A 19629-nucleotide genomic window follows, 5' to 3' on the forward strand; every position below is an offset into this window, starting at 1 on the left:
TCCGTCGAGTGGCCGAGCTGGAGAGCATTGGGTTCGAGTCTGCTGGCTCGTTGCTGCAAGATCAAGCCGGATACGCCACGGGCCCCCATCCGATGTTCGGATGGGGGCCCGTGCCGTGGTTCGCGGATCAGCCGACCGGGACCGGCTGCTTCACGGTCGCCGCGTCGCGGTCACGCTGCTGCAGCTCGCGCAGCTTGGTGCCCTCGACATCGATATCGGGCAGGATCCGGTCCAGCCACCTCGGCATCCACCAGGCCCATTCGCCCAGCAGCACCAGCAGCGACGGGATCAGCACCATCCGGACCAGGAAGGCGTCGAACAGCACGCCGGCCGCCAGTGCGAAGCCCATCGACTTCGCGGTCACATCGGACTCCAACATGAATCCGCCGAAGACGGAGATCATGATGATGGCCGCGGAGGTGACCACGCGAGCGCCGTGGTGATAACCGGACACCATGGCCTCCTTCGGGGATTTGCCGTGCACGTATTCCTCTCGCATCCGGGTCACCAGGAACACCTGGTAGTCCATGGCGAGGCCGAATACCAAGCCGATCAACATGATCGGCAGGAAGCTCACGATCGGATGCTGATCGCCGATCAGGCCGAGTTTGTCCTGCTGGAAGATCAGCACCGTGGCGCCGAAGGTGGCCGCCATCGACAACAGGAATCCCAATGCGGCGGTCAGCGGCACCAGAACCGAGCGGAACACCAGCACCAGCAGGATGAACGCCGCGATCGCCACGATCGTCATGTACGGGACGATCTTGCCGAGCAGGGCGTTGGACACATCGGCGTAGATCGCGGTCGAGCCGGTGATGCCGTACTCCATGCCGTATTTCGCTTGCAGGTCCGACTCCGCGTCCCGGGCATGTTTCACCAGGTCCTGGGTTTCGGAGTTGTTCGGGCCGTGATCGGGTACCGCGGTCAACTGGGCGCCGGTGCTGTTCACATAGTCCGGAGTCTTCTGCGGCGTGAGCTTGTTCGTCGACGGCATGGTCACGAAGTCCATGCCCTGGTAGCCGGCCAGCTTGTCGTGCAGGGCCATGACGGCCTCCTGACGCTGCTCCGGCTTGACCTTGGTCAGATCCGCGACCACCAGCAGGGTGCCGTTGCTGCCCTCGCCGAACCCTTCGGTACGCAGGTCGTAGGCCTTACGAACCGTGGTGGTCTTGGGCTGGCTGTCCTCACCGGGGAGGCCGAGGCTCAGATTCACCGCGGGTGCGGCGAGCAGGCCGAGCACGATCACGCTCGCGCCGAGGGTTACCCACGGCGCCTTGGCGATCAGCCGGGCGAAACGCTTGCCGTTGGTGACGGCGTTGTCGTCCTCGGTATCGGTGCGCGCGACCAGCGGCAGCTTCGGCTTGAACAGGAAGCGGCCGAAAGCGCCCATCATCGCGGGCAGCAGGGTCAGCGCGACCAGGATCGCGAACAGCGCGGCCAGCGCGCCACCCAGACCCATCCAGGTGAGGAAGCTGACGCCGACGATGCTCAGACCACACAGCGCGATGATGACCGTCATACCGGCGAAGACCACCGCGGAACCGGCAGTGCCGATGGCGACGCCCGCAGCCTCTTCCGGCGAATCCTGCACGGCGAGTTCATGTTTGTAGCGCGAGACGATGAACAGCGCGTAGTCGATCGACAGCGCGATACCGATCATCGCCGCCAGCACGGTGGTGAAGTTCGGGATGTTGGCGATCGAGGTGCCGGCCATGATCAGCGAGGACGCCATGCCGACACCTACGATGCCGGTCAGAATCGGCACGAACGCCGCGATCAGCGCACCGAAGGCGATCATCATCACGATGAAGGCGACGGCGTAACCGATCATTTCCGACTGTCCGCCCGGCGGCGCCTGCTCGGTGGCGATGGTGCCGCTGATCTCCACGTCCAGTCCGGCCGCGCGCGCTTCGTCGGCGACCTTGTAGGCCTGGTCCCGATCGGCCTTGGTGATATCGGAGAACGACTTGATCTTGAACGGCACGCTGAAGTAGGCGACGGTATCGGCATTGTTGTTCTTGCCGAGCACGTTCAGCGGCGCCAGACCACATTTCGCGACGAAGTTCGGGTCGGTGCGATCACCGGAGGTGCAGCCGATCGCCGTCGTCGCGGCGACCGGATCGGTCAGGACGCCAGGGTTCTGCGGGTCCTGCTTGATCTTGGACTTGTCGACGATGTCGAGGTTGTTGATCTTCTCGACAAGCACGGTGAGCGCCTTGTGATTGTCCGGATCGGTGAGCTTGCCGTGTGTGGCCGCGGCGACATAAGTGCCGGTCACCGCGTCGAATTTGAAGGCCGCCGATTGTCCGGGAAATTCCCTGTCCAGGATGTCGGTGGCCTTCTGCGAGGGCAGATTGGGCATGTTGAAGTCGTCCTGGCTCTGCTTCTTCAGCCCGACGCCGACGGCGCCCACGATCACGAAGATCAGCAACCAGACCGGTAGCACGATCCATTTTCGGCGGAAGGCGAACTTCCCCCACCGATAGAGGTACACGGACACGCGGTATCTCCTAGCGATAGCTGATTTGCGGTGCTGAGTTCAGGCCCCGTAGACAGCACTACTGCGGACGCCGCACTGCGATCCGCCTCCATCGACGCTTTCTGCCTACCGTGCGGTAGGTAGACTACCCAATCGCTAAGCGGAGGAACAACCTCGATTTTCGGGGCGTGCCCTCCGCTTCGATCGGTTGATGAGAGGATCATCGCATGAGCGCCCGAAGTACCTCAGGAACCGTTGTCGCAGGTCAGAGCACCAAGGACGCGATTCGTGAGGCGGCGATCCGGCTTTTTTCGAACAAGGGCTTCGAGCAGACGAGCCTGCGCGAGGTCGCGGATGCGGTGGGAATCACAAAGGCGTCGCTCTACTATCACTACGCGTCCAAGCTCGATCTGCTGCTCGCGATCATCGAACCGATCTTCGACGACATGAAGCTCGTGGTCGATGAACTCGACGGTGTGACGTACAGCCCGGCGGGCGCTCGGGAGGTGCTGAATCGTCAGCTCCGGACCCTGTTACGACATCGCACCGCGGGCGCGATGTGCGTGCGCGACACCGTGGCCATCCTCAACGCGATCGGAGATCGGCATCCGGACATGTTCGATATGCACCGGCGACTGTGTGTCTGGCTGGCCGGACCCGACCCCTCGCACGAGGCGCAATTGCGTGCCAGCGCCGCCCTCGAGGTGCTGGGCACGGCGCTGTGGTCGAACGAACTCGTGCCCGATGCCGGTGACGAGGTGATCGAGCGGGTCCTGATCGAGGCCGCTCTCGGTGTGCTGAACGGACCGGGTGGACAGCGCTAGTGCATATCTCGGCGAGGATCGACTACGCGGTCCGCATCCTGTTGGAAATCGCTCGCGTGCAACCGAATTCGGTGAAGGCGGAGACGATCGCCACGGCACAGGACATTTCCCCGAAGATTCTGGAATCCATTGCGGCGCAACTGCGCCGGGCCGATCTGGTGGTCAGCCGGCGCGGCCCCGACGGCGGGTACCGGCTGGCTCGTGCGGCCGGTGAGATCAGCATCGCCGACGTGATCCGCGCGGTCGAGGGGCCGCTCGCCTCGGTGCGCGGGCAGCGCCCCGAGGACGTGGTGTATTCGGGGGTGGCCGAACCGCTGCAGCGGGTGTGGATCGCCCTACGGGTCAATATCCGCGCGGTGCTGGAGCAGGTCTCGATCGCGGATATCGCCACCGACGAACTGCCGGATTTCATCGCGGACCTGGTGTCCGATCCCGGTGCCTGGACGCGGCGGCCCGCGCCCGTCCCGCCCGGCGTCGACGCCTAGGCCGGAGGTGAGGACTGTGCCGGTCGAGCCGGTTTCGCGAGTGTGCGGGCCGGCTTTCGCCGAGCGAAAAATCTTGCCGCCACAGCCCCGGAATGACGGTAGCCTGCACCCATCATGTTGATCAGGTTGCTGCGCGCCTTTCTCGCCCCCTACCGCACCCAGTTGGTGGGGGTTGTTGTGTTGCAGCTCATCTCCGTCATCGCGATGCTCTATCTGCCCAGCCTGAACGCCGACATCATCGACAACGGCGTCACCAAGGGTGATATCGGCTACATCTGGACCACCGGTCTGTGGATGCTGCTGGTGTCGGGCGTGCAGATCATCGCCTCGGCGAGTTCGGTCTATCTGGGCGCACAGGCCGCGATGGGTGCGGGGCGGGAAATGCGCGCGGCGCTGCTGCACCGGGTGGGCACCTTCTCCGCCCGTGAGGTGGGCATCTTCGGCGCGCCGTCGCTGATCACCCGCAACACCAACGATGTGCAGCAGGTGCAGCTGCTGGTCGTGATGAGCGTGACCATCCTGGTGATGGCGCCGATCATGTGCATCGGCGGCATCGTGATGGCGCTGCGCCAGGACCTCGGGCTCTCCTGGATCCTGCTGGTCGCGGTGCCGGTGCTCGGCCTGACGATGGCGCTGATCATCTCCCGGATGGTGCCCGGATTCCGGCGCGTGCAGGAGCGCATCGACTCGGTGAACCGGGTGCTGCGCGAGCAGATCACCGGTATCCGCGTGGTGCGGGCGTTCGTGCGCGAACGCTACGAGTCGCAGCGTTTCGGCGTGGCCAACGACGAGCTGACCTCGGCCTCGCTGTTCGTGGGCCGGTTGGCCGCGCTGATGTTCCCGGCCGTGATGCTGATCAGCAACGTGACCACGGTCGCGGTGATCTGGTTCGGCGGGCACGCCATCGATTCCGGCACCATGCAGATCGGCTCGCTGACCGCGCTGCTGTCCTACATCATGCAGATCCTGATGGCCGTCATGATGGCGTCCTTCCTGGCGATGATCGCGCCGCGCGCGGCGGTCTCGGCCGAACGCATCGCCGAGGTGCTGGAAACCGATTCCTCGGTGGTGCCGCCGGTGCAGCCGCAAACCTTCGCCACCGATCCGGGGACGGTCGAGCTGGCCGGCGCCGAATTCGCGTTTCCGGGCGCCGCGGAACCGGTGCTGCGCGATATCAGCTTCCGGGTCTCGCCCGGGCAGACCACCGCGATCGTCGGTTCCACCGGATCCGGTAAGACCACGCTGATCAATCTGATTCCGCGGCTGATCGACGTCACCTCCGGCGTGGTGCGGGTCGGCGGCACCGATGTACGGCAGGTGGATATGGATCTGCTGCGCTCGCAGATCGGGCTGGTGCCGCAGAAGGCCTATCTGTTCTCCGGGACCATCGCGGAGAACCTGCGCTACGGCGATCCCGAGGCGACCGACGAACAGCTGTGGCACGCACTGGAAATCGCGCAGGCCGCCGAGTTCGTGCGGGCCATGCCCGAAGGGTTGCGGACCCCGGTCGCCCAGGGTGGCACCACCGTCTCGGGCGGCCAGCGGCAGCGGCTCGCCATCGCGCGCGCCCTGGTGAAGAAGCCCAAGATCTATCTGTTCGACGACTGCTTCTCCGCACTCGACGTCGCCACCGACGCCCGGGTGCGCGACGCGCTGCGGCCGGAGACGCGCGAATCCGCGGTGATCACCGTGGCGCAGCGCGTGTCGACCATCCGCGACGCCGACCAGATCGTCGTCCTCGAGGACGGTGCCATGGTCGGCCTCGGCACCCACGAACAGCTGTTGCGCGAATGCGAGGAGTACCGGGAGATCGTGGAATCGCAGTTCAGTCCGGAAGAGGCGGCGCGATGAGCTATCTTGGCGCAGCTGCTCATCGGGCCGCCCGGGTGCGGGTGTCCCGCAAGACACAGGAGGCGGCGCGATGAGGCCCGGGGCGCCGATGCCGGGTGCTCCCGGGCAGAAAGCGAGATCGTTCGGCCCGACGCTGAAGCGGTTGTTGCGCCGCCTGGCTCCGGACCGGACGGCCGTCGTGGCCATCCTGGTGCTGGCCGTCGCCTCGGTCGTCATGAACACCCTGGGGCCGCAGATCCTCGGTAAGGCGACCAACCTCATCTTCGACGGCGTCGTCAGCAAGCAGTTGCCGGCGGGGCTGACCAAGGATCAGGCGGTGGCGTCCCTGCGTGCGCAGGGGCAGGACCGGCTCGCGGACATGATGTCCTCGATGAACATCAACCCCGGCCACGGCGTCGACTTCGGCGCGGTGGGTCAGGTGCTGACCCTGGTTCTGGTGCTCTACGTGCTGGCCGCGCTGTTCAACTGGTTGCAGGCGTATCTGCTGGCCACGGTGATCAACCGCGCGGTGCAGCGGCTGCGCAGCGAGGTGGAGGACAAGATCCACCGGCTGCCGCTGAGCTATTTCGACACCAACGCCCGCGGCGATGTGCTCTCCCGCGTGACCAACGACGTCGACAATGTGGCGCAGAGCCTGCAGCAGACCATGAGCCAGCTGGTCATGTCGGTGCTGTCGGTGATCGGCATCCTGATCATGATGTTCTGGATCTCGCCGTTGCTGGCGGTGATCGCGCTGCTCACGGTCCCGGCCGCCGTGGTCGTCACGGCCCAGATCGCGAAGCGGTCGAAACCGCATTTCGTCGATCAGTGGAAGTACACCGGCCTGGTCAACGCGCAGGTCGAGGAGGCCTTCACCGGCCACGAGGTGGTCACGGCGTTCGGCCGCATCCGCGAGGTCGGCGTGGAATTCGACAAGCGCAACGACAAGCTCTACCAGGCCAGCTTCAAGGCGCAGTTCATCTCCGGGCTGATCATGCCGGTGATGATGTTCATCGGAAACCTGAACTACGTGCTGATCGCCGTGGTCGGCGGTCTGCGCGTGGCCTCGGGCAGCCTGTCGCTGGGTGAGGTGCAGGCCTTCATCCAGTACTCGCGCCAGTTCAGCCAGCCGCTCACCCAGATCGGTTCGATGATCAATCTGCTGCAGTCGGGCGTCGCGTCGGCCGAGCGGATCTTCGAAATCCTCGATGCCGACGAGCAGGTTCCCGATCCGCGCGAGGAGGATCCGCGCCCGATCGATCGCGGCCGGGTCGAATTCGACGCGGTGTCGTTCCGCTACGAGCCCGACAAGCCGGTGATCGAGGATCTCTCGCTGGTCGCCGAGCCCGGCCACGTGGTCGCCATCGTGGGTCCGACGGGTGCCGGTAAGACGACGCTGGTCAATCTGCTCGAGCGGTTCTACGAACTGGATTCCGGCGCGATCACCATCGACGGGGTCGACATCACCGGCATCGGCCGCGACCGGCTGCGCTCGCGGATCGGCATGGTGCTGCAGGACACCTGGTTGTTCGGCGGCACGATCCGCGAGAACATCGCCTACGGCAACCCGGAGGCGAGCGAAGAGGAGATCCTCGCGGCCGCCCGCGCCGCCTACGTGGACCGCTTCGTCCATTCGCTGCCGCTGGGTTACGACACGGTGATCGACGAGGAGGGCTCCGGAGTCAGCGCCGGTGAGAAGCAGCTGATCACCATCGCCCGCGCCTTCCTGGCCAAGCCGACCATCCTGATCCTCGACGAGGCCACCAGTTCGGTCGACACCCGCACCGAGTTGCTGGTGCAGCAGGCGATGGCCGCGCTGCGCCGTGACCGCACCAGTTTCGTTATCGCGCACCGTCTTTCGACGATCCGCGATGCCGATCTGATCGTGGTGATGGAGGGTGGCCACATCGTCGAGCAGGGCACCCACGAGCGGCTGCTGGCCGCCCGCGGCGCCTACTTCCGCCTCTACAACGCGCAGTTCACCGGCGCGGCGGTCGATCAGGATCTGGTCGACGAGGAGACGCTGGACGTGGTGTGAGGGCCGTGGTCACCGGCCTGGCAGGATAGCGGCGTGTCCGATCCCGACCAGTTCTCCTTCACCGTCGGTACGTCGCTGCCGGGGCGGCACGGCCGCACCGGTGTGATCACCACGCCCCACGGGCAGATCGCCACTCCGGCGTTCATCCCGGTCGGCACCAAGGCCACGGTCAAGGCGGTACTTCCGGAGGCGATGGCGGAGATCGGCGCGCAGGCCCTGCTCGCCAATGCCTACCACCTGTATCTGCAGCCGGGATCCGACATCGTCGACGAGGCGGGCGGCCTGAGCCGGTTCATGAACTGGCCGGGCCCCACCTTCACCGACAGCGGCGGCTTCCAGGTGATGTCGCTCGGCGTCGGCTTCAAGAAGGTGCTGGCCATGGAGGCCGTCGGCGTGCAGAGCGACGAGGTGATCGCGAAGGGTAAGGAGCGGCTGGCCGTGGTCGACGACGACGGCGTCACCTTCCGCTCCCATCTGGACGGATCCAGCCATCGGTTCACCCCCGAGGTGTCGATGGGGATCCAGCACCGCCTCGGCGCCGACATCATGTTCGCCTTCGACGAACTGACCACGCTGTTCAACACCCGCGGATATCAGGAGAAATCGCTGCGCCGCACGCACGAGTGGGCGCAGCGCTGCATCGACGAACACGAGCGGCTCACCGCCGAACGCGCGCACCGGCCGTATCAGGCGCTGTTCGCGGTGATCCAGGGTGCGCAGTACGAAGACCTGCGCCGCAAGGCCTGCCGCGATCTGGACGCGATGCGGGGAAGCGGCGGAACGGGTTTCGACGGTTACGGCATCGGCGGCGCGCTGGAGAAGGCCAATCTCGGCACCATCGTGGGCTGGTGCTGCGACGAACTGCCGGCGGAGAAACCGCGGCATCTGCTGGGTATCAGCGAACCCGAGGACTTCTTCGTGGCGATCGAGAACGGCGCCGACACCTTCGACTGCGTCAATCCGTCCCGCGTCGCGCGCAATGCCGCGATCTATGTGGCGGCCGGCCGGTTCAACATCAACACCAGCCGGTTCCGCCGCGATTTCACCCCGATCGACGACACCTGCGACTGCTACACCTGCGCTCACTACACCCGTGCCTACATCCATCACCTGTTCAAGGCGAAGGAAATGCTCGCCGCGACGCTGTGCACGATTCACAACGAGCGCTTCACGATTCGGCTCGTGGACGACATCCGCGCGAGCATCGAGGGCGGCTACTACGACGACTTCAAGGCGGAGTTCCTGGGACGGTGGCAGGGCCGGATCCGCTTCGACTGAACGGAACGGCCCCGCCTCGCGCCCGGTTCCGCGTCAGCTGTAGAGCGCCGGCTTGTCCAGCGGTGCGTAGCTGGGTTCGTGCTTCTTCAGATAGGCGATGCAGCGGTAGCTGATCGGCATGATCAGCACCTCGCACAGGGTCTTCCACACGAAGCCGACGATCACATAGTTGATGAACGCGCCCCACGTGTTGATCCCGATGGCCGTCGCCGCGATCGAGCAGAACACCAGCGTGTCGCCGAATTCACCGGCGACGGTCGAGCCCAGCAGCCGCGCCCACAGATGCTTCTCCTTGGTGCGCTCCTTGATCAGCACCAGCGTCATCGAGTTCAGGAACTGGCCCACCACATAACCGGCGAGCCCGGCCGCGACGAGTTGCGGCGTGGTCCCGGCGACGGTGCGGAACGCGTCCTGATTGTCGTAGAACCCGGCCGCCGGCAGGCCGATCGCGATCCAGAAGCAGACCACCATCAGGATCAGCATGCCGAAGCCGTAGTAGATGGTGCGTCGGGCGGCCTTGAAGCCGTACACCTCGCTCAGCACGTCGCCGATCACATAGGCGAGGGGGAACAGGAAAAATGCTCCGTCGGTGGTGATCGGCAGGATTTCGATGGGTCCGAGGGACACCTCGTGGCCGGTGAAGAACTGCACGCCCTTGGTCGCGCAGATGTTGGAAATCATCAGCGTCGCCGTGAACAAGGTCACGATCAGCGTGAAGGGACCCCCCGCGGCCTGCGCGAATGCTGCGTGTTCGACCGCGGGGCGTCCAGACTCCCCGGTCGGTGTCGTTTCTTGTGTCTCACTCACGACCTGTGCACGATACCGGCAACCCGGCCCGGTGGAATAGGCTGGACCGATGACGAATCCCGGCGATTCCGACGAATGGTGGAAACAGTACGGCGGCGAAGGTGTCTCGTCCGATTCGGGCGGCCACCAGTCGGTTCCGCCGACTCCGCCGCAGCAGCCCACCCCGCCGCCCAATCCGCAGGCCGGATACTCCTCGGCCCCGCATCAGCAGTCGTCTCCCTACCAGCAGCCGACCCCGCCGCCGCAACAGCAGCAGTCCTACCCGAGCTATCCGCAGCAGCAGCCCTACGGTCAGCCCGGCTACGGCTATCCGGCCGCGACGCCGTATCAGCCCTACGGCTACGCGGCGCCGCAACAGGGCACCAACGGACTGGCGATCGGTTCGCTGATCGCGTCGATCCTGGGACTGTGCACCTGTATCGGATCGATCGTCGGGATCATCCTGGGTGTGATCGCGCTGAACCAGATCAAGGAGCGCGGCGGTCAAGGCCGCGGTATGGCGCTCGGCGGAATCTGGGTCGGTGCCGTCGGCATCGTGCTCACCATCGTGTGGGTGATCGTCAACGTCGCGGCCGCGAACTGGTAGGAGCCGGACCGGAGCAGCAGTGCGTCCGGATCGCCGGACGCACCGTCGCCGGATCAGCTGTGGCGCAGCGGATCCGGATGTTCGGGGTCCAGAATCCACGGTTCGTGCGGCACCGTCGCCGGAGTGAACTGATCCAGTAGCGCGCGCGGTGTCTCGCCCCGCAGGCCGAGCGAGGCCGCGAGCAAGGTGAAAACCTGACGCGGCGTCTCGCCGAGAGCGGTTCTGTCGCGCAGGGTTACGGCACCGTCGCGCTTGGCCAGCCGCGCGCCCTCGGTGTTGAGCACCAGCGGGACGTGCGCGTAGGAGGGTACGGCGAGTCCGAGGACCGTGGCCAGATAGGCCTGCCGCGGTGTCGAAGGCAGCAGATCGTCACCGCGAACGACCTGGTCGAAGCCCTGGGCCGCATCGTCCACCACAACCGCGAGGTTGTAGGCCGCCGTTCCGTCGCCGCGACGCAGCACGAAATCGTCGACCAGCCCGCGATACCGGCCGTGGATTTCGTCGACGATCTCGAATTCCGTGGTCTGCGAGCGCAGGCGCAGTGCGGCGGGGCGACCCTCGGCGCGCTTGGCCGCCCGCCGCGCCTCGCTCAGGTCGCGGCAGGTCCCCGGATAGGCGCCCATCGGGCCGTGCGGTGCGGAGACGGCCTTCTGAATCTCCTTTCGCGTGCAATAACACTCGTAGGTCATGCCGGCCGCGCCGAGCCGCTCGATCGCTGCCGCATACTGCGGGGTGCGATCCGATTGCCGGACCACCTGGCCGTCCCAGTCCAGCCCGACCGCGGCCAAATCCTCGAGCTGACGCTGCTCCGCGCCCGGCCGCACCCGGTCCAGGTCCTCGATCCGCAGCCGGAAATTGCGTGCGGTGCTGCGGGCGAACAACCACGCCAGCAGGGCGGTGCGGAGATTGCCCAGGTGCAGGTCACCGGAGGGGCTGGGGGCGAAGCGACCCGCCCCGGCGGTATGCGGGATCATCCGCGCAGCCGGGGGCACAGCGCGTCCTCCGGAATCTCGCGGCCGGCATCCAGATCCGCCAGCAGACCCTCGGCATGTGCGACGAGCCCGGTCGAATCGATGCCGTACGGGGGCGACGGCGTGGCCGACAACCGGCCGATCGCCCGCTCGAGCAGGGTGCGGGCACCCTTCGGATTACCGCGCTGGATGTGGGTGATGCCGACGGCGTACTGCGCCAGCCCCTGCCACAGCATCCTTTCCGCGAACGGTCCGTTCTTCCATGCGGCCTCCAGCACCTCGTGTGCGTTGAAGGCCAGTCCCTCGTTCAGGAGGCGCTGGGCATAGTCCAGGGTTTCGTCCGGTGGGAGGTCGAGATCATCCGGAATCCGGGCGACGCCGACGCTACCGGGCGGTAGTGGTCGCCCGAACCGGTCTCGAGGACGGGCATTTCGGGCGTGTCCGGCATCGTCGCGATCTCGTTCCACCACTACTCCATGATCCATACCGAGCAACCGCACGGTTTATCCGGGGCGTAGTGCGGCCGTGCCCGAGCGAATTTCGCGGCCCGGTTTTGTTTAGCGGATCATTCTCCTGTCATTTGGCAATTTCCTCGCTATTAGTGAACGGGAATTATTTATCGCAATTCGAGTGGTTGAAAGTGAAAAGATGCGGGACATGGATTGTGGGTGCTGCTAGGGTGCTCTCCCGGGGTCAACGCGAGCGCGCACCATGGCGGTGCGTACCTCGTGGCCCATTCCGTTCATCGAGTAGTTCGTGCGCTATGACCAGGCGCATCGTGGAGCCGTCGGGTCTCGAGAAACCCGGGTCCGGCGACGATGGAAGCATGATTGTCGCGTTATCTACGGTTGTAAAGGAGAGGTTGAGGTGAAGGTTGATTCGACCGGTGCGGTGTGGCGCAAGAGTAAATACAGCGGCCCCGACGGAAACTGTGTCGAGGTCGCTTTTCTGAGTGACGGCAATGTCGGGGTTCGCGATACCAAAGACTGCGGCAGCGGGCCGATTCTGGCTTTCACACCCGGCGAGTGGGATGCGTTCGTCTCGGGCGTGACCGACGGGAAGTTAGGTCCCGCCTGACCCCGGCGATCAGGTGATGGGCCCCGAGTCGACGCGACTCGGGGCCTTGTTGTGCTGGTCGATGCGGCCGATCCCGGGTGCCGATGGATCTCGGTGGGTGCGGGATATGTGGACGGTTGTGGATATCGTCGGCGGGTGGATCTACTGACACCGCAGGATGCCACCAGGTTCTGGTTGTCGCGCCGGGCCTGCAACGACCTGTTCCTGCTCTACTGCTTCGACGACGCCGGATGGTCCGCCGACGCGCTGCGGGCGGCGGTGATCGCGCGCAGCGCCGAAATCCCGGAGTTGAACGTCCGTATCCGGGAGCACCGTTTCGCTTATCCGGCCTGGGAGCCTGCGGATTTCGACGAGGCGCAGGTCGTCGTCCACACGTCCGAGGAGCCGCTGTGGACGACTGTGGAAGCATCGCTGGGGGTGATTCTGGCGCACTCGGTACCGGCGCGGCGATACATCTGGCGGATCCATCTGTATCGCGGTGTCCGGGACGCGCCGGGCGCATCGGGGCCCGCACTCGTTGTGGTGCTTCAGCTTTCGCATGCGCTGGCGGACGGAAAACGGGCCGCGCATATCGCGCGCGAGTTGTTGCGGGGCTTGGACGCGGCAGCTCGCGGGGTCGCCGAACCGGGTGACGGTTCGGATCGCGTCGGATCGTCCACCGGCGCGATGGTCCATCGGCATCACGGCCGCGGGGCGCGAGCCCGGTTCGCGTCATCTGTGGAAACCCTTGCGGTCGAAGCCCTGGCGCTTCTTTCGTTCCTGCCCGGCGTGGCCCGAACGGTGCGGCGCGGATTCGTCGCGGCACGTGCGGACAGGGAATTGAACAGCCTCGCCGAGGCGGGTGAGATTCCCCCCGCGGCACCGAATTTCGCGCCGACCCGGCTGAACCGCCCGCCGGCGCCGGAGCATCGGGCCGTCCGCGTGATCGCGGGGGAGAGCCTGCACGTTCCCGGCTATACGGTCACGGTCGTCGCGCTGACCGCGATCTCCGTCGCGATGAGCCGATATCTTGCCGCCCACGGCGAATCCGCCGACCCGTTGGGCGCGCAGGTCTCGATGGCCCTGCCTGTGGTGACCGATCGAAAAGCTGTCCCGCACAACAACTATCGTGACCTCGGTGTCGATCTGTGCGTCGCGGAACCGGACCTGCGGCTGCGGGCGCGCCGCATCGCCGCGGCGCTGGCCGAACGACGGATCCGCGCCACCCATCCGCTGCAGTCCGCGCGTGACCGCGTCACCGACGCGATCCCGGCCCCGGTTCTCCGTCGCGATATCGCCGGCTATCCCTTGGATCTGGTTCCCGACCGGATCTCGGGCCACACCGTGCTCTCCAGCGTCCACCGCGGCGAGGCGGATCTGTCGATCGCCGGCGGCGCGGTCCGCTTCACCGCCGGTTTCCCCGCCCTCGGCGCGGTGATGCATCTGACCCACGGCCTGCACGGACTCGGAACGACGGTGACCCTGTCGGTCCACGCCGATCCCCAGGTGGTGGATGTGGACGAGTACGCCCGCCTCTTGCGTGGCGCGGTGGGTGAGGTCGGTGCGCGGCTGACCGCCGACTGATCGCGGAAGAGGCTGGTGCACCTCTTTCCATATTCAATATATAGCGGAGTGGGGGGCTTGCGGCAAGGCCCCGGTCGTGCCGCACAATGGCCCGCCGAGGCCGTGTACCTGCGAAAACGGGAGGAGACGCGCAGCGGCCGAGACGGACACGGGTGTCCACATGAACCATGTCGAGCCAGGGAAATGAGGGACACATGTCGGAACCGGGGTATCAGGACGAGTTGCGGGCCGAACAGGACTACGTGTCCGGGCTCTACGCACGCCTCGACGGCGAGCGCGCCGAGGCGAAGGGCCGCTACAGCGCGGCGTTGCGCGGCAACGGCGGTGCGCTGGTGGACCGCGATGCGGAGGTGCGCACGCTGGCGCGTGAGGTGAAGCGCTTGGACGTGGCCGACAACGGCCTGTGTTTCGGCCGATTGGACAGCGATTCCGGGGAGCGGTCCTATATCGGCCGGATCGGGCTGTTCGAGCGGAGCAACGACTTCGAGCCGTTGCTGCTGGACTGGCGGGCTCCGGCGGCACGGGCCTTCTACACCGCCACCGCCGCCAGCCCGGAGCGGATGCGGCGGCGCCGGCAGTTCCATTCCCGCGGCCGCCGCGTCGTCGACTACACCGACGAGATCTTCGGCCGTCCGGGCGCCGGGGAACGCGGGGATGCGGCGCTGCTCGCGGCCGTCGACGCGCCTCGTGGCGAGGGCATGCGCGACATCGTGGCCACCATCCAGGCCGAACAGGACGAGATCATCCGGCTCGATCATCCCGGCGTGCTGGTGATCGAGGGCGGACCCGGTACCGGCAAGACGGTGGTGGCGCTGCATCGCGTCGCCTATCTGCTCTACACCCAGCGCGAGCAGATGGAGCGCCACGGCGTTCTCGTGGTCGGACCCAATCCGGCCTTTCTGCGTCATATCGACCGCGTGCTGCCGTCGCTCGGCGAAACCAACGTCGTCTTCACCACCACGGGCGATCTGGTGCCGGGCCTGCACGTGACCGCCGAGGACACTCCGGATGCGGTGCGCATCAAGGGTTCGCTGCGCATGCTGGATGTGCTCGCCGCCGCGGTCGCGGACCGGCAGTGCTTGCCGGCGGAACCGCTGACCATCGAATTGACCGATGTCACCGCGCGCATCGATGCGGCGACCGCGGAATGGGCGCGCGAGGAGGCGCGCACCAGCGGTCTGCCGCACAACGAGGCGCGTGCGGTGTTCCGCGAGATCGTCACCTACGTGATCACCGAGCGCGCGATCGCGCGGATCGGCAAGGGCTGGATCACCCGCGACGACCGGGAGGCGTGGGAGAACCTGCGCGCCGACCTCGTCGCCGAGCTCGCCGAGAGTGAGCAGTTCGCTGCCGCGCTCGACCAGCTCTGGCCGGTGCTCACCCCGGAAAAGATACTGGCCGAGCTGTATTCGTCGTCCGAGCGGTTGCGAGCGGCAGGCGCCGACCCGGCCCTCGGGCGTGCCGATGGCGCCGCGTGGACGGTGTCGGACGTACCGCTGCTCGACGAACTGGTCGATCTGCTGGGCCGGGAGAAGCCGGCGGACGACACCGCGGAACGCGAACGTGCGGCCGAAGCCCGATATGCCGCAGGCGTTTTGGAGCTCATGACCGGCCGCGAGGATTCGATGGACGACGAGGACCACCTCTTCGCCACCGACCTGCTCTACGCCGAGGACCTCGCCGACCGATTCACCGATCGCGATACCCGTGATCTGGCCGAACGTGCCGCCGCCGACCGGGATTGGACCTATCGCCACATCGTGGTCGACGAGGCGCAGGAGCTCTCCGAGATGGACTGGCGGGTGCTGATGCGGCGGTGTCCGGGCCGCTCCTTCACCGTGGTCGGCGACCTCGCCCAGCGTCGTTCGACCGCCGGCGCGACGTCGTGGGACGCCATGCTCGAGCCCTATGTTCCCGGCCGGTGGCGCTACCGCTCCCTGACGGTGAACTACCGTACGCCGGCCGAGATCATGGCGGTCGCGGCGGCGGTGCTCGCCGAATTCGCGCCGGGTGTGCGGCCACCCGAGTCGGTGCGCGCCTGTGGCGTGCGGCCGTGGTCGCGCCGAGTCGACGAGAGCGAATTGACCTCCGCCATCGCGGATTTCGTTCGCGACGAGGAGGGGCGCGAGGGCACCGCCGTCGTAATCGGCCCGCCCGGCGTGCCCGGCACGGTTGCGGCATCGGAGACGAAGGGCCTCGAGTTCGATGCCGTACTCGTCGTCGAACCGGAGCGCATCCTCGCCGACGGGCCGCGTGGCGCGGCCGAACTCTACGTGGCCCTCACCCGCGCCACTCAGCGCCTCGGAGTTCTGCACCGAGCCCCGCTGCCCGCGGCACTCACCGGTCTGGTCCCGGTCGCCGAGCCCGCGGCGGCCGGAAATCGCCGCTCCGCGTAGCGATGTGGCGGGCCGCTAATCCGGCGGCCCGCACCCGCCGCGCATGATCAACGCATGTGCCGGACACCATTGGGTCACCGGCAGCCGACTGCGCCCGTTCCCGGTGCGCAACTCGAATTCCACCAGCCCCAGCCACGTTCCGTCCGCCGCCCGCGCCCAGGCGTGCAGTCGCCCCGGAATTCGCCCGGTGATCTCGAGCCCGCCCGCCCGCACCTGCCCCGCCACCGCTTCGTGATCGACCATCCGTGGATACGTGGGGATAGCGGCAGCCACGTCCACCAGCACCGGCATCGGCGGAACCACCACCCGATGCAGTGCGAACTCTCCCTTCTCCGGCCAATGTTCGAACATGTGTTCGATCATAAACCGAAGCGCCGACAAATAGCTCGCGGATTCGCCGGCCGCGTCGCAGTGTCACCGACTCCGGAACTCCAGTGCGGTCCGCCCGTCCGCCACCGGCCTCACGGCACGCAGCATCAGACCGCATGTCTCACCCAGCGCCCCCAACTCGGTCACCGTCCGCTCCCGCCCGCCGAAGCACATCGACATGAACAGGTCGATCGCCGTATCGGCCCCCCGCCCCCGAATCGGCTCGATCACCACAACCGCCCCGTAAGCCCCTGCGGCGCGGGCGCATTCGGCGAGGATGGCTGCGGCGAGCTCGTCGTCCCAGTCGTGCAGGATGTCGGACAGAAGGTAGGCATCGGCACCGGTGGGGAGCGGATCGAAGAAGCTGCCCGCAACGGCGGACGCGCGCTCCCTCGGGCCGGTCGCCGTGAATCGCTCGGTGGCAGCGGCGGCCGTCGGCGCCAGGTCCAGCACTCGTCCGCGCACGCCGGGATGCGCGCGGAGGATCGCCGTCAGTAGGGTGCCGTCGCCGCCGCCGACGTCGAGAACGTCGGGGAAGCGACTCCAGTCGAACCGCGCCGCGATCTGGTCCGCGTAAACCCGGAAGCGGCAATTCATCTGGGCGTCGAAGGACGTGCGCAGCGCGGGCTCGGCTTCCAGATCGGCCCAGAAATCACGTCCGTACCGGCTCGGATAGGCGGGCCGGCCGGAAGTGATCGTGCTCAGCAGTTCCACGAAGGCCAGTTCGGCGCGCCCGCCGGCGCTGCCGATATCGAGCAGCAACAGCGGGAACGGGTCGGGGGAGTCCGTGCTCATCTGGTTGCCGAGGCTCGTGGGCCGGTAGCGGCCGGATGCCGCTTCGTCGTCGAAGACGCCGACGGTGACCAGATGGTCGAGCAGTCGACGGAGCGCGGGAGCCGAGGTTCCGGTGCGTGCCGCCAGTTCTTCGGCGGTCGCGCCCGCGCTGCTCGCGTGGTCCACCAGCCGCAGCGTCGCGGCCACGCGGACGGCCATCGGTGTGGCCAGATCGGCCAGGGCGAGGATCGAGGCGGGTTGCTCCGGCGAATTCACCGGCCCAGACTATCCGGCAGACTCCCGACGGCCATCGAATTTCGTTGTGGCGCAGTGGTTGTGAGCCTCGTCGTTCAGCGGCTGACGGTGGTCTGCTGTTCGACGCGGGAGAGTTTCTCCGGGTTACGGACCACGTAGAGGCCGGTGATCAGGCCGTCGTCGAGGCGCATTGCCACCACGTCGTCGATTCGTCCGTCGATCCGGACGATCAGTGCGGGGCAGCCGTTGATCTGGACCGCCTCGACGATTGCCTCGGTGCGCAGTCGGGGCAGGCCGGTACGCAGGGCGCGGGCGACCCGGTCGGCGCCCGCGATCGGCCGCAGGACCGCCTGGACCACACCCCCGCCGTCGCCGAGCAGCACCACGTCGGGAGCCAGCATGTCGACCAGATGCTGCAGGTCGCCGGTTTCGATGGCGTGCTGGAAGGCTTCGACGGCGCGGCGGGATTCGTCGGCGGACACCACGCCGCGGGGTCGGCGCGCGGCGACGTGAGCCCGTGCGCGATGGGCGATCTGGCGTACCGCGGCGGGCGTCTTGTCGACGGCCGCGGCGATCTCGTCGTAGCTCAGGTCGAACACCTCGCGCAGCACGAACACCGCTCGTTCCGTCGGTGCGAGCGTTTCCAGCACCAGGAGCATCGCCATCGACACGCTGTCGGCGAGTTCGACGTCCTCGGCCACATCGGGCGCGGTCAGCAGCGGTTCCGGCAGCCACGGACCGACGTAGGACTCCTTGCGGCGCCCGAGTGTGCGGAGCCGGGTCAGCGCCTGGCGGGTGACGATCCGGACCAGGTAGGCGCGCTGATCGCGGATGTCGTCGAGGTCGACGTCCACCCAACGCAACCAGGTCTCCTGCAGCACGTCCTCGGCGTCGGCCGCCGAACCGAGCATCTCGTAGGCAACCGTGAACAGCAGATTGCGATGGGTGACGAACGCTTCGGTGGCGCCGTCGATGCGCTCGCTCATGGGGGCTCCTGTCCGTGCTGTCTCGACTCCGGCACACACGAGACGTTCGCCGGACCCGCCGTGTGACACCTCCTGTAAGTGATACGCGTCACTACGACGGTGATCTCGCGGCGATGGCCGGGGCGACCCACGCCGTGAGATAGCGGCGCAGTTCCGGGCCGTGCCGGGGCGGACGGCCCGGATCGACGACGAACGATTGCACGATGCGAAGCATATGTTCGACGAGTTCATCCAGATCGGCGCCGGACAATCCGGCCGCGGTCCAGTCGACGGCGAAGCGTTGCAGGATCGAGCGTCCGAATGCCAGTGCGGTGTCGGAGGTTACGCCGGCGGAGAAGGCCCCGGCCCGCCCCGGAGTGAGCAGTAGGTTGAGGTACCGCTCGTGCGGCAGCCGCTCGAGGGTGTAGGCGATGCCCTCGACCACCGCCGTGGCGGGGTCGCGGATCCCGCTCAGATGTTCGGCCAGAACGTCGAGGAACTGCCCGGTCTGCGCGACGGCGGTCGCGGTCAGCAGGCTCTCGGCACTGGGAAAGTAGCGGTACACCGTCTGCCGGGTGACGCCGAGGTCCCGGGCGACCTCGGCGATGCTGATATCGCTGCCGGACCGGTCGATCGCGGTGCGGGCGGCGGCGAGAATCCGTGCGACGGCTTCCTCGTCGTCCGCGGGCGTCGCCCCCGCCCAGCCATGCGTGCGCACCGAATGCCCAATCCCTTCCTCGAAGCGTCGACGGTACCGATCCTGCCGAGAGGGCAGCCCGGCTCTTGACCATACATATGGAACCAACTGTATGGTCGACCGGAACTACCGGAGAGAAGGAATCTCAATGAGGTTGTCAAGTCCTACTGGTGATTTCCGGGTTTGCTGATGGGGTCAGGTTGCGGGGGCGGGCTGGTAGGTCTTGTGGTCGCGG

General features: G+C 67.0%; 17 protein-coding genes. 9 read left to right on the forward strand and 8 right to left on the reverse strand.

Features of this window, described 5'->3' with window-relative positions:
- Positions 1-127 precede the first annotated feature (127 nt).
- Positions 128-2500 (reverse strand): MMPL family transporter, encoded by a 2373-nt coding sequence (locus IG65_RS0122200; RefSeq protein ID WP_030516870.1) that lies wholly within the window; start codon positions 2498-2500, stop codon positions 128-130.
- Positions 2501-2706: 206 nt separating this feature from the next.
- On the opposite strand from IG65_RS0122200, the gene IG65_RS0122205 reads away from it, so the two are divergent.
- From IG65_RS0122205 to tgt, 5 genes are all read left to right on the forward strand, one after another.
- The gene (locus tag IG65_RS0122205; RefSeq protein WP_030516871.1) at positions 2707-3303 is read left to right on the forward strand and encodes a TetR/AcrR family transcriptional regulator; all 597 of its coding nucleotides are present in this window, start codon (positions 2707-2709) and stop codon (positions 3301-3303) included.
- Complete coding sequence (locus IG65_RS0122210; protein WP_030516872.1) at positions 3303-3788, forward strand: Rrf2 family transcriptional regulator; 486 nt, start codon at positions 3303-3305, stop codon at positions 3786-3788. The genes IG65_RS0122205 and IG65_RS0122210 overlap by 1 nt, the downstream gene beginning before the upstream one ends.
- Positions 3789-3902: 114 nt before the next feature.
- Positions 3903-5639, forward strand: a complete 1737-nt coding sequence (locus IG65_RS0122215; protein WP_030516873.1) for an ABC transporter ATP-binding protein — start codon at positions 3903-3905, stop codon at positions 5637-5639.
- Between the two features lie 70 nt (positions 5640-5709).
- The gene (locus IG65_RS0122220; protein ID WP_036525382.1) at positions 5710-7656 is read left to right on the forward strand and encodes an ABC transporter ATP-binding protein; all 1947 of its coding nucleotides are present in this window, start codon (positions 5710-5712) and stop codon (positions 7654-7656) included.
- 33 nt (positions 7657-7689) lie between these two features.
- Positions 7690-8934, forward strand: a complete 1245-nt coding sequence (gene tgt / locus IG65_RS0122225) for a tRNA guanosine(34) transglycosylase Tgt (protein ID WP_030516875.1) — start codon at positions 7690-7692, stop codon at positions 8932-8934.
- Positions 8935-8967: 33 nt separating this feature from the next.
- Here the strand turns inward: tgt and IG65_RS0122230 are convergent, their stop codons facing one another.
- Positions 8968-9741 (reverse strand): queuosine precursor transporter, encoded by a 774-nt coding sequence (locus IG65_RS0122230; RefSeq protein ID WP_030516876.1) that lies wholly within the window; start codon positions 9739-9741, stop codon positions 8968-8970.
- 49 nt (positions 9742-9790) lie between these two features.
- On the opposite strand from IG65_RS0122230, the gene IG65_RS0122235 reads away from it, so the two are divergent.
- Positions 9791-10327, forward strand: a complete 537-nt coding sequence (locus IG65_RS0122235; RefSeq protein WP_030516877.1) for a DUF4190 domain-containing protein — start codon at positions 9791-9793, stop codon at positions 10325-10327.
- Positions 10328-10380: 53 nt separating this feature from the next.
- On the opposite strand, the gene gluQRS is transcribed toward IG65_RS0122235, so the two are convergent.
- Together gluQRS and IG65_RS0122245 are read right to left on the reverse strand one after the other, a co-directional pair.
- The gene (gene gluQRS / locus IG65_RS0122240) at positions 10381-11301 is read right to left on the reverse strand and encodes a tRNA glutamyl-Q(34) synthetase GluQRS (protein WP_030516878.1); all 921 of its coding nucleotides are present in this window, start codon (positions 11299-11301) and stop codon (positions 10381-10383) included.
- Entirely contained in the window at positions 11298-11768 is a 471-nt protein-coding gene (locus IG65_RS0122245; protein WP_156055724.1) for a DUF309 domain-containing protein, read from the reverse strand. The genes gluQRS and IG65_RS0122245 overlap by 4 nt, the downstream gene beginning before the upstream one ends.
- A 397-nt stretch (positions 11769-12165) precedes the next feature.
- Between IG65_RS0122245 and IG65_RS0122255 the strand changes: the two genes are divergently transcribed.
- The 3 genes from IG65_RS0122255 to helR all read left to right on the forward strand — a co-directional run bounded on the left by IG65_RS0122255 (position 12166) and on the right by helR (position 16334).
- On the forward strand, positions 12166-12375 hold the full coding sequence (locus tag IG65_RS0122255) for a DUF397 domain-containing protein (protein ID WP_030516880.1): 210 nt from the start codon (positions 12166-12168) through the stop codon (positions 12373-12375).
- A 135-nt stretch (positions 12376-12510) separates the two neighbouring features.
- Positions 12511-13938, forward strand: coding sequence for a hypothetical protein (locus IG65_RS0122260; protein ID WP_156055720.1), 1428 nt, complete (start codon positions 12511-12513; stop codon positions 13936-13938).
- 194 nt (positions 13939-14132) lie between these two features.
- Positions 14133-16334, forward strand: a complete 2202-nt coding sequence (gene helR, locus IG65_RS0122265) for an RNA polymerase recycling motor ATPase HelR (RefSeq protein WP_030516882.1) — start codon at positions 14133-14135, stop codon at positions 16332-16334.
- A gap of 15 nt (positions 16335-16349) precedes the next feature.
- Here the strand turns inward: helR and IG65_RS0122270 are convergent, their stop codons facing one another.
- The 4 genes from IG65_RS0122270 to IG65_RS0122285 form a co-directional block, all read right to left on the reverse strand.
- Positions 16350-16685, reverse strand: coding sequence for a hypothetical protein (locus tag IG65_RS0122270; protein ID WP_228796180.1), 336 nt, complete (start codon positions 16683-16685; stop codon positions 16350-16352).
- A gap of 63 nt (positions 16686-16748) precedes the next feature.
- On the reverse strand, positions 16749-17753 hold the full coding sequence (locus tag IG65_RS0122275; protein WP_030516884.1) for a methyltransferase: 1005 nt from the start codon (positions 17751-17753) through the stop codon (positions 16749-16751).
- A gap of 74 nt (positions 17754-17827) precedes the next feature.
- A complete protein-coding gene (locus tag IG65_RS0122280) occupies positions 17828-18718 on the reverse strand; it encodes an RNA polymerase sigma-70 factor (protein WP_030516885.1) in 891 nt (296 codons plus the stop codon).
- Between the two features lie 91 nt (positions 18719-18809).
- The gene (locus IG65_RS0122285) at positions 18810-19415 is read right to left on the reverse strand and encodes a TetR/AcrR family transcriptional regulator (RefSeq protein WP_030516886.1); all 606 of its coding nucleotides are present in this window, start codon (positions 19413-19415) and stop codon (positions 18810-18812) included.
- Positions 19416-19629 lie beyond the last annotated feature (214 nt).

Origin of the sequence: Nocardia sp. NRRL WC-3656, from assembly GCF_000720265.1 — a bacterium.
Lineage (GTDB): Bacteria > Actinomycetota > Actinomycetes > Mycobacteriales > Mycobacteriaceae > Nocardia > Nocardia nova.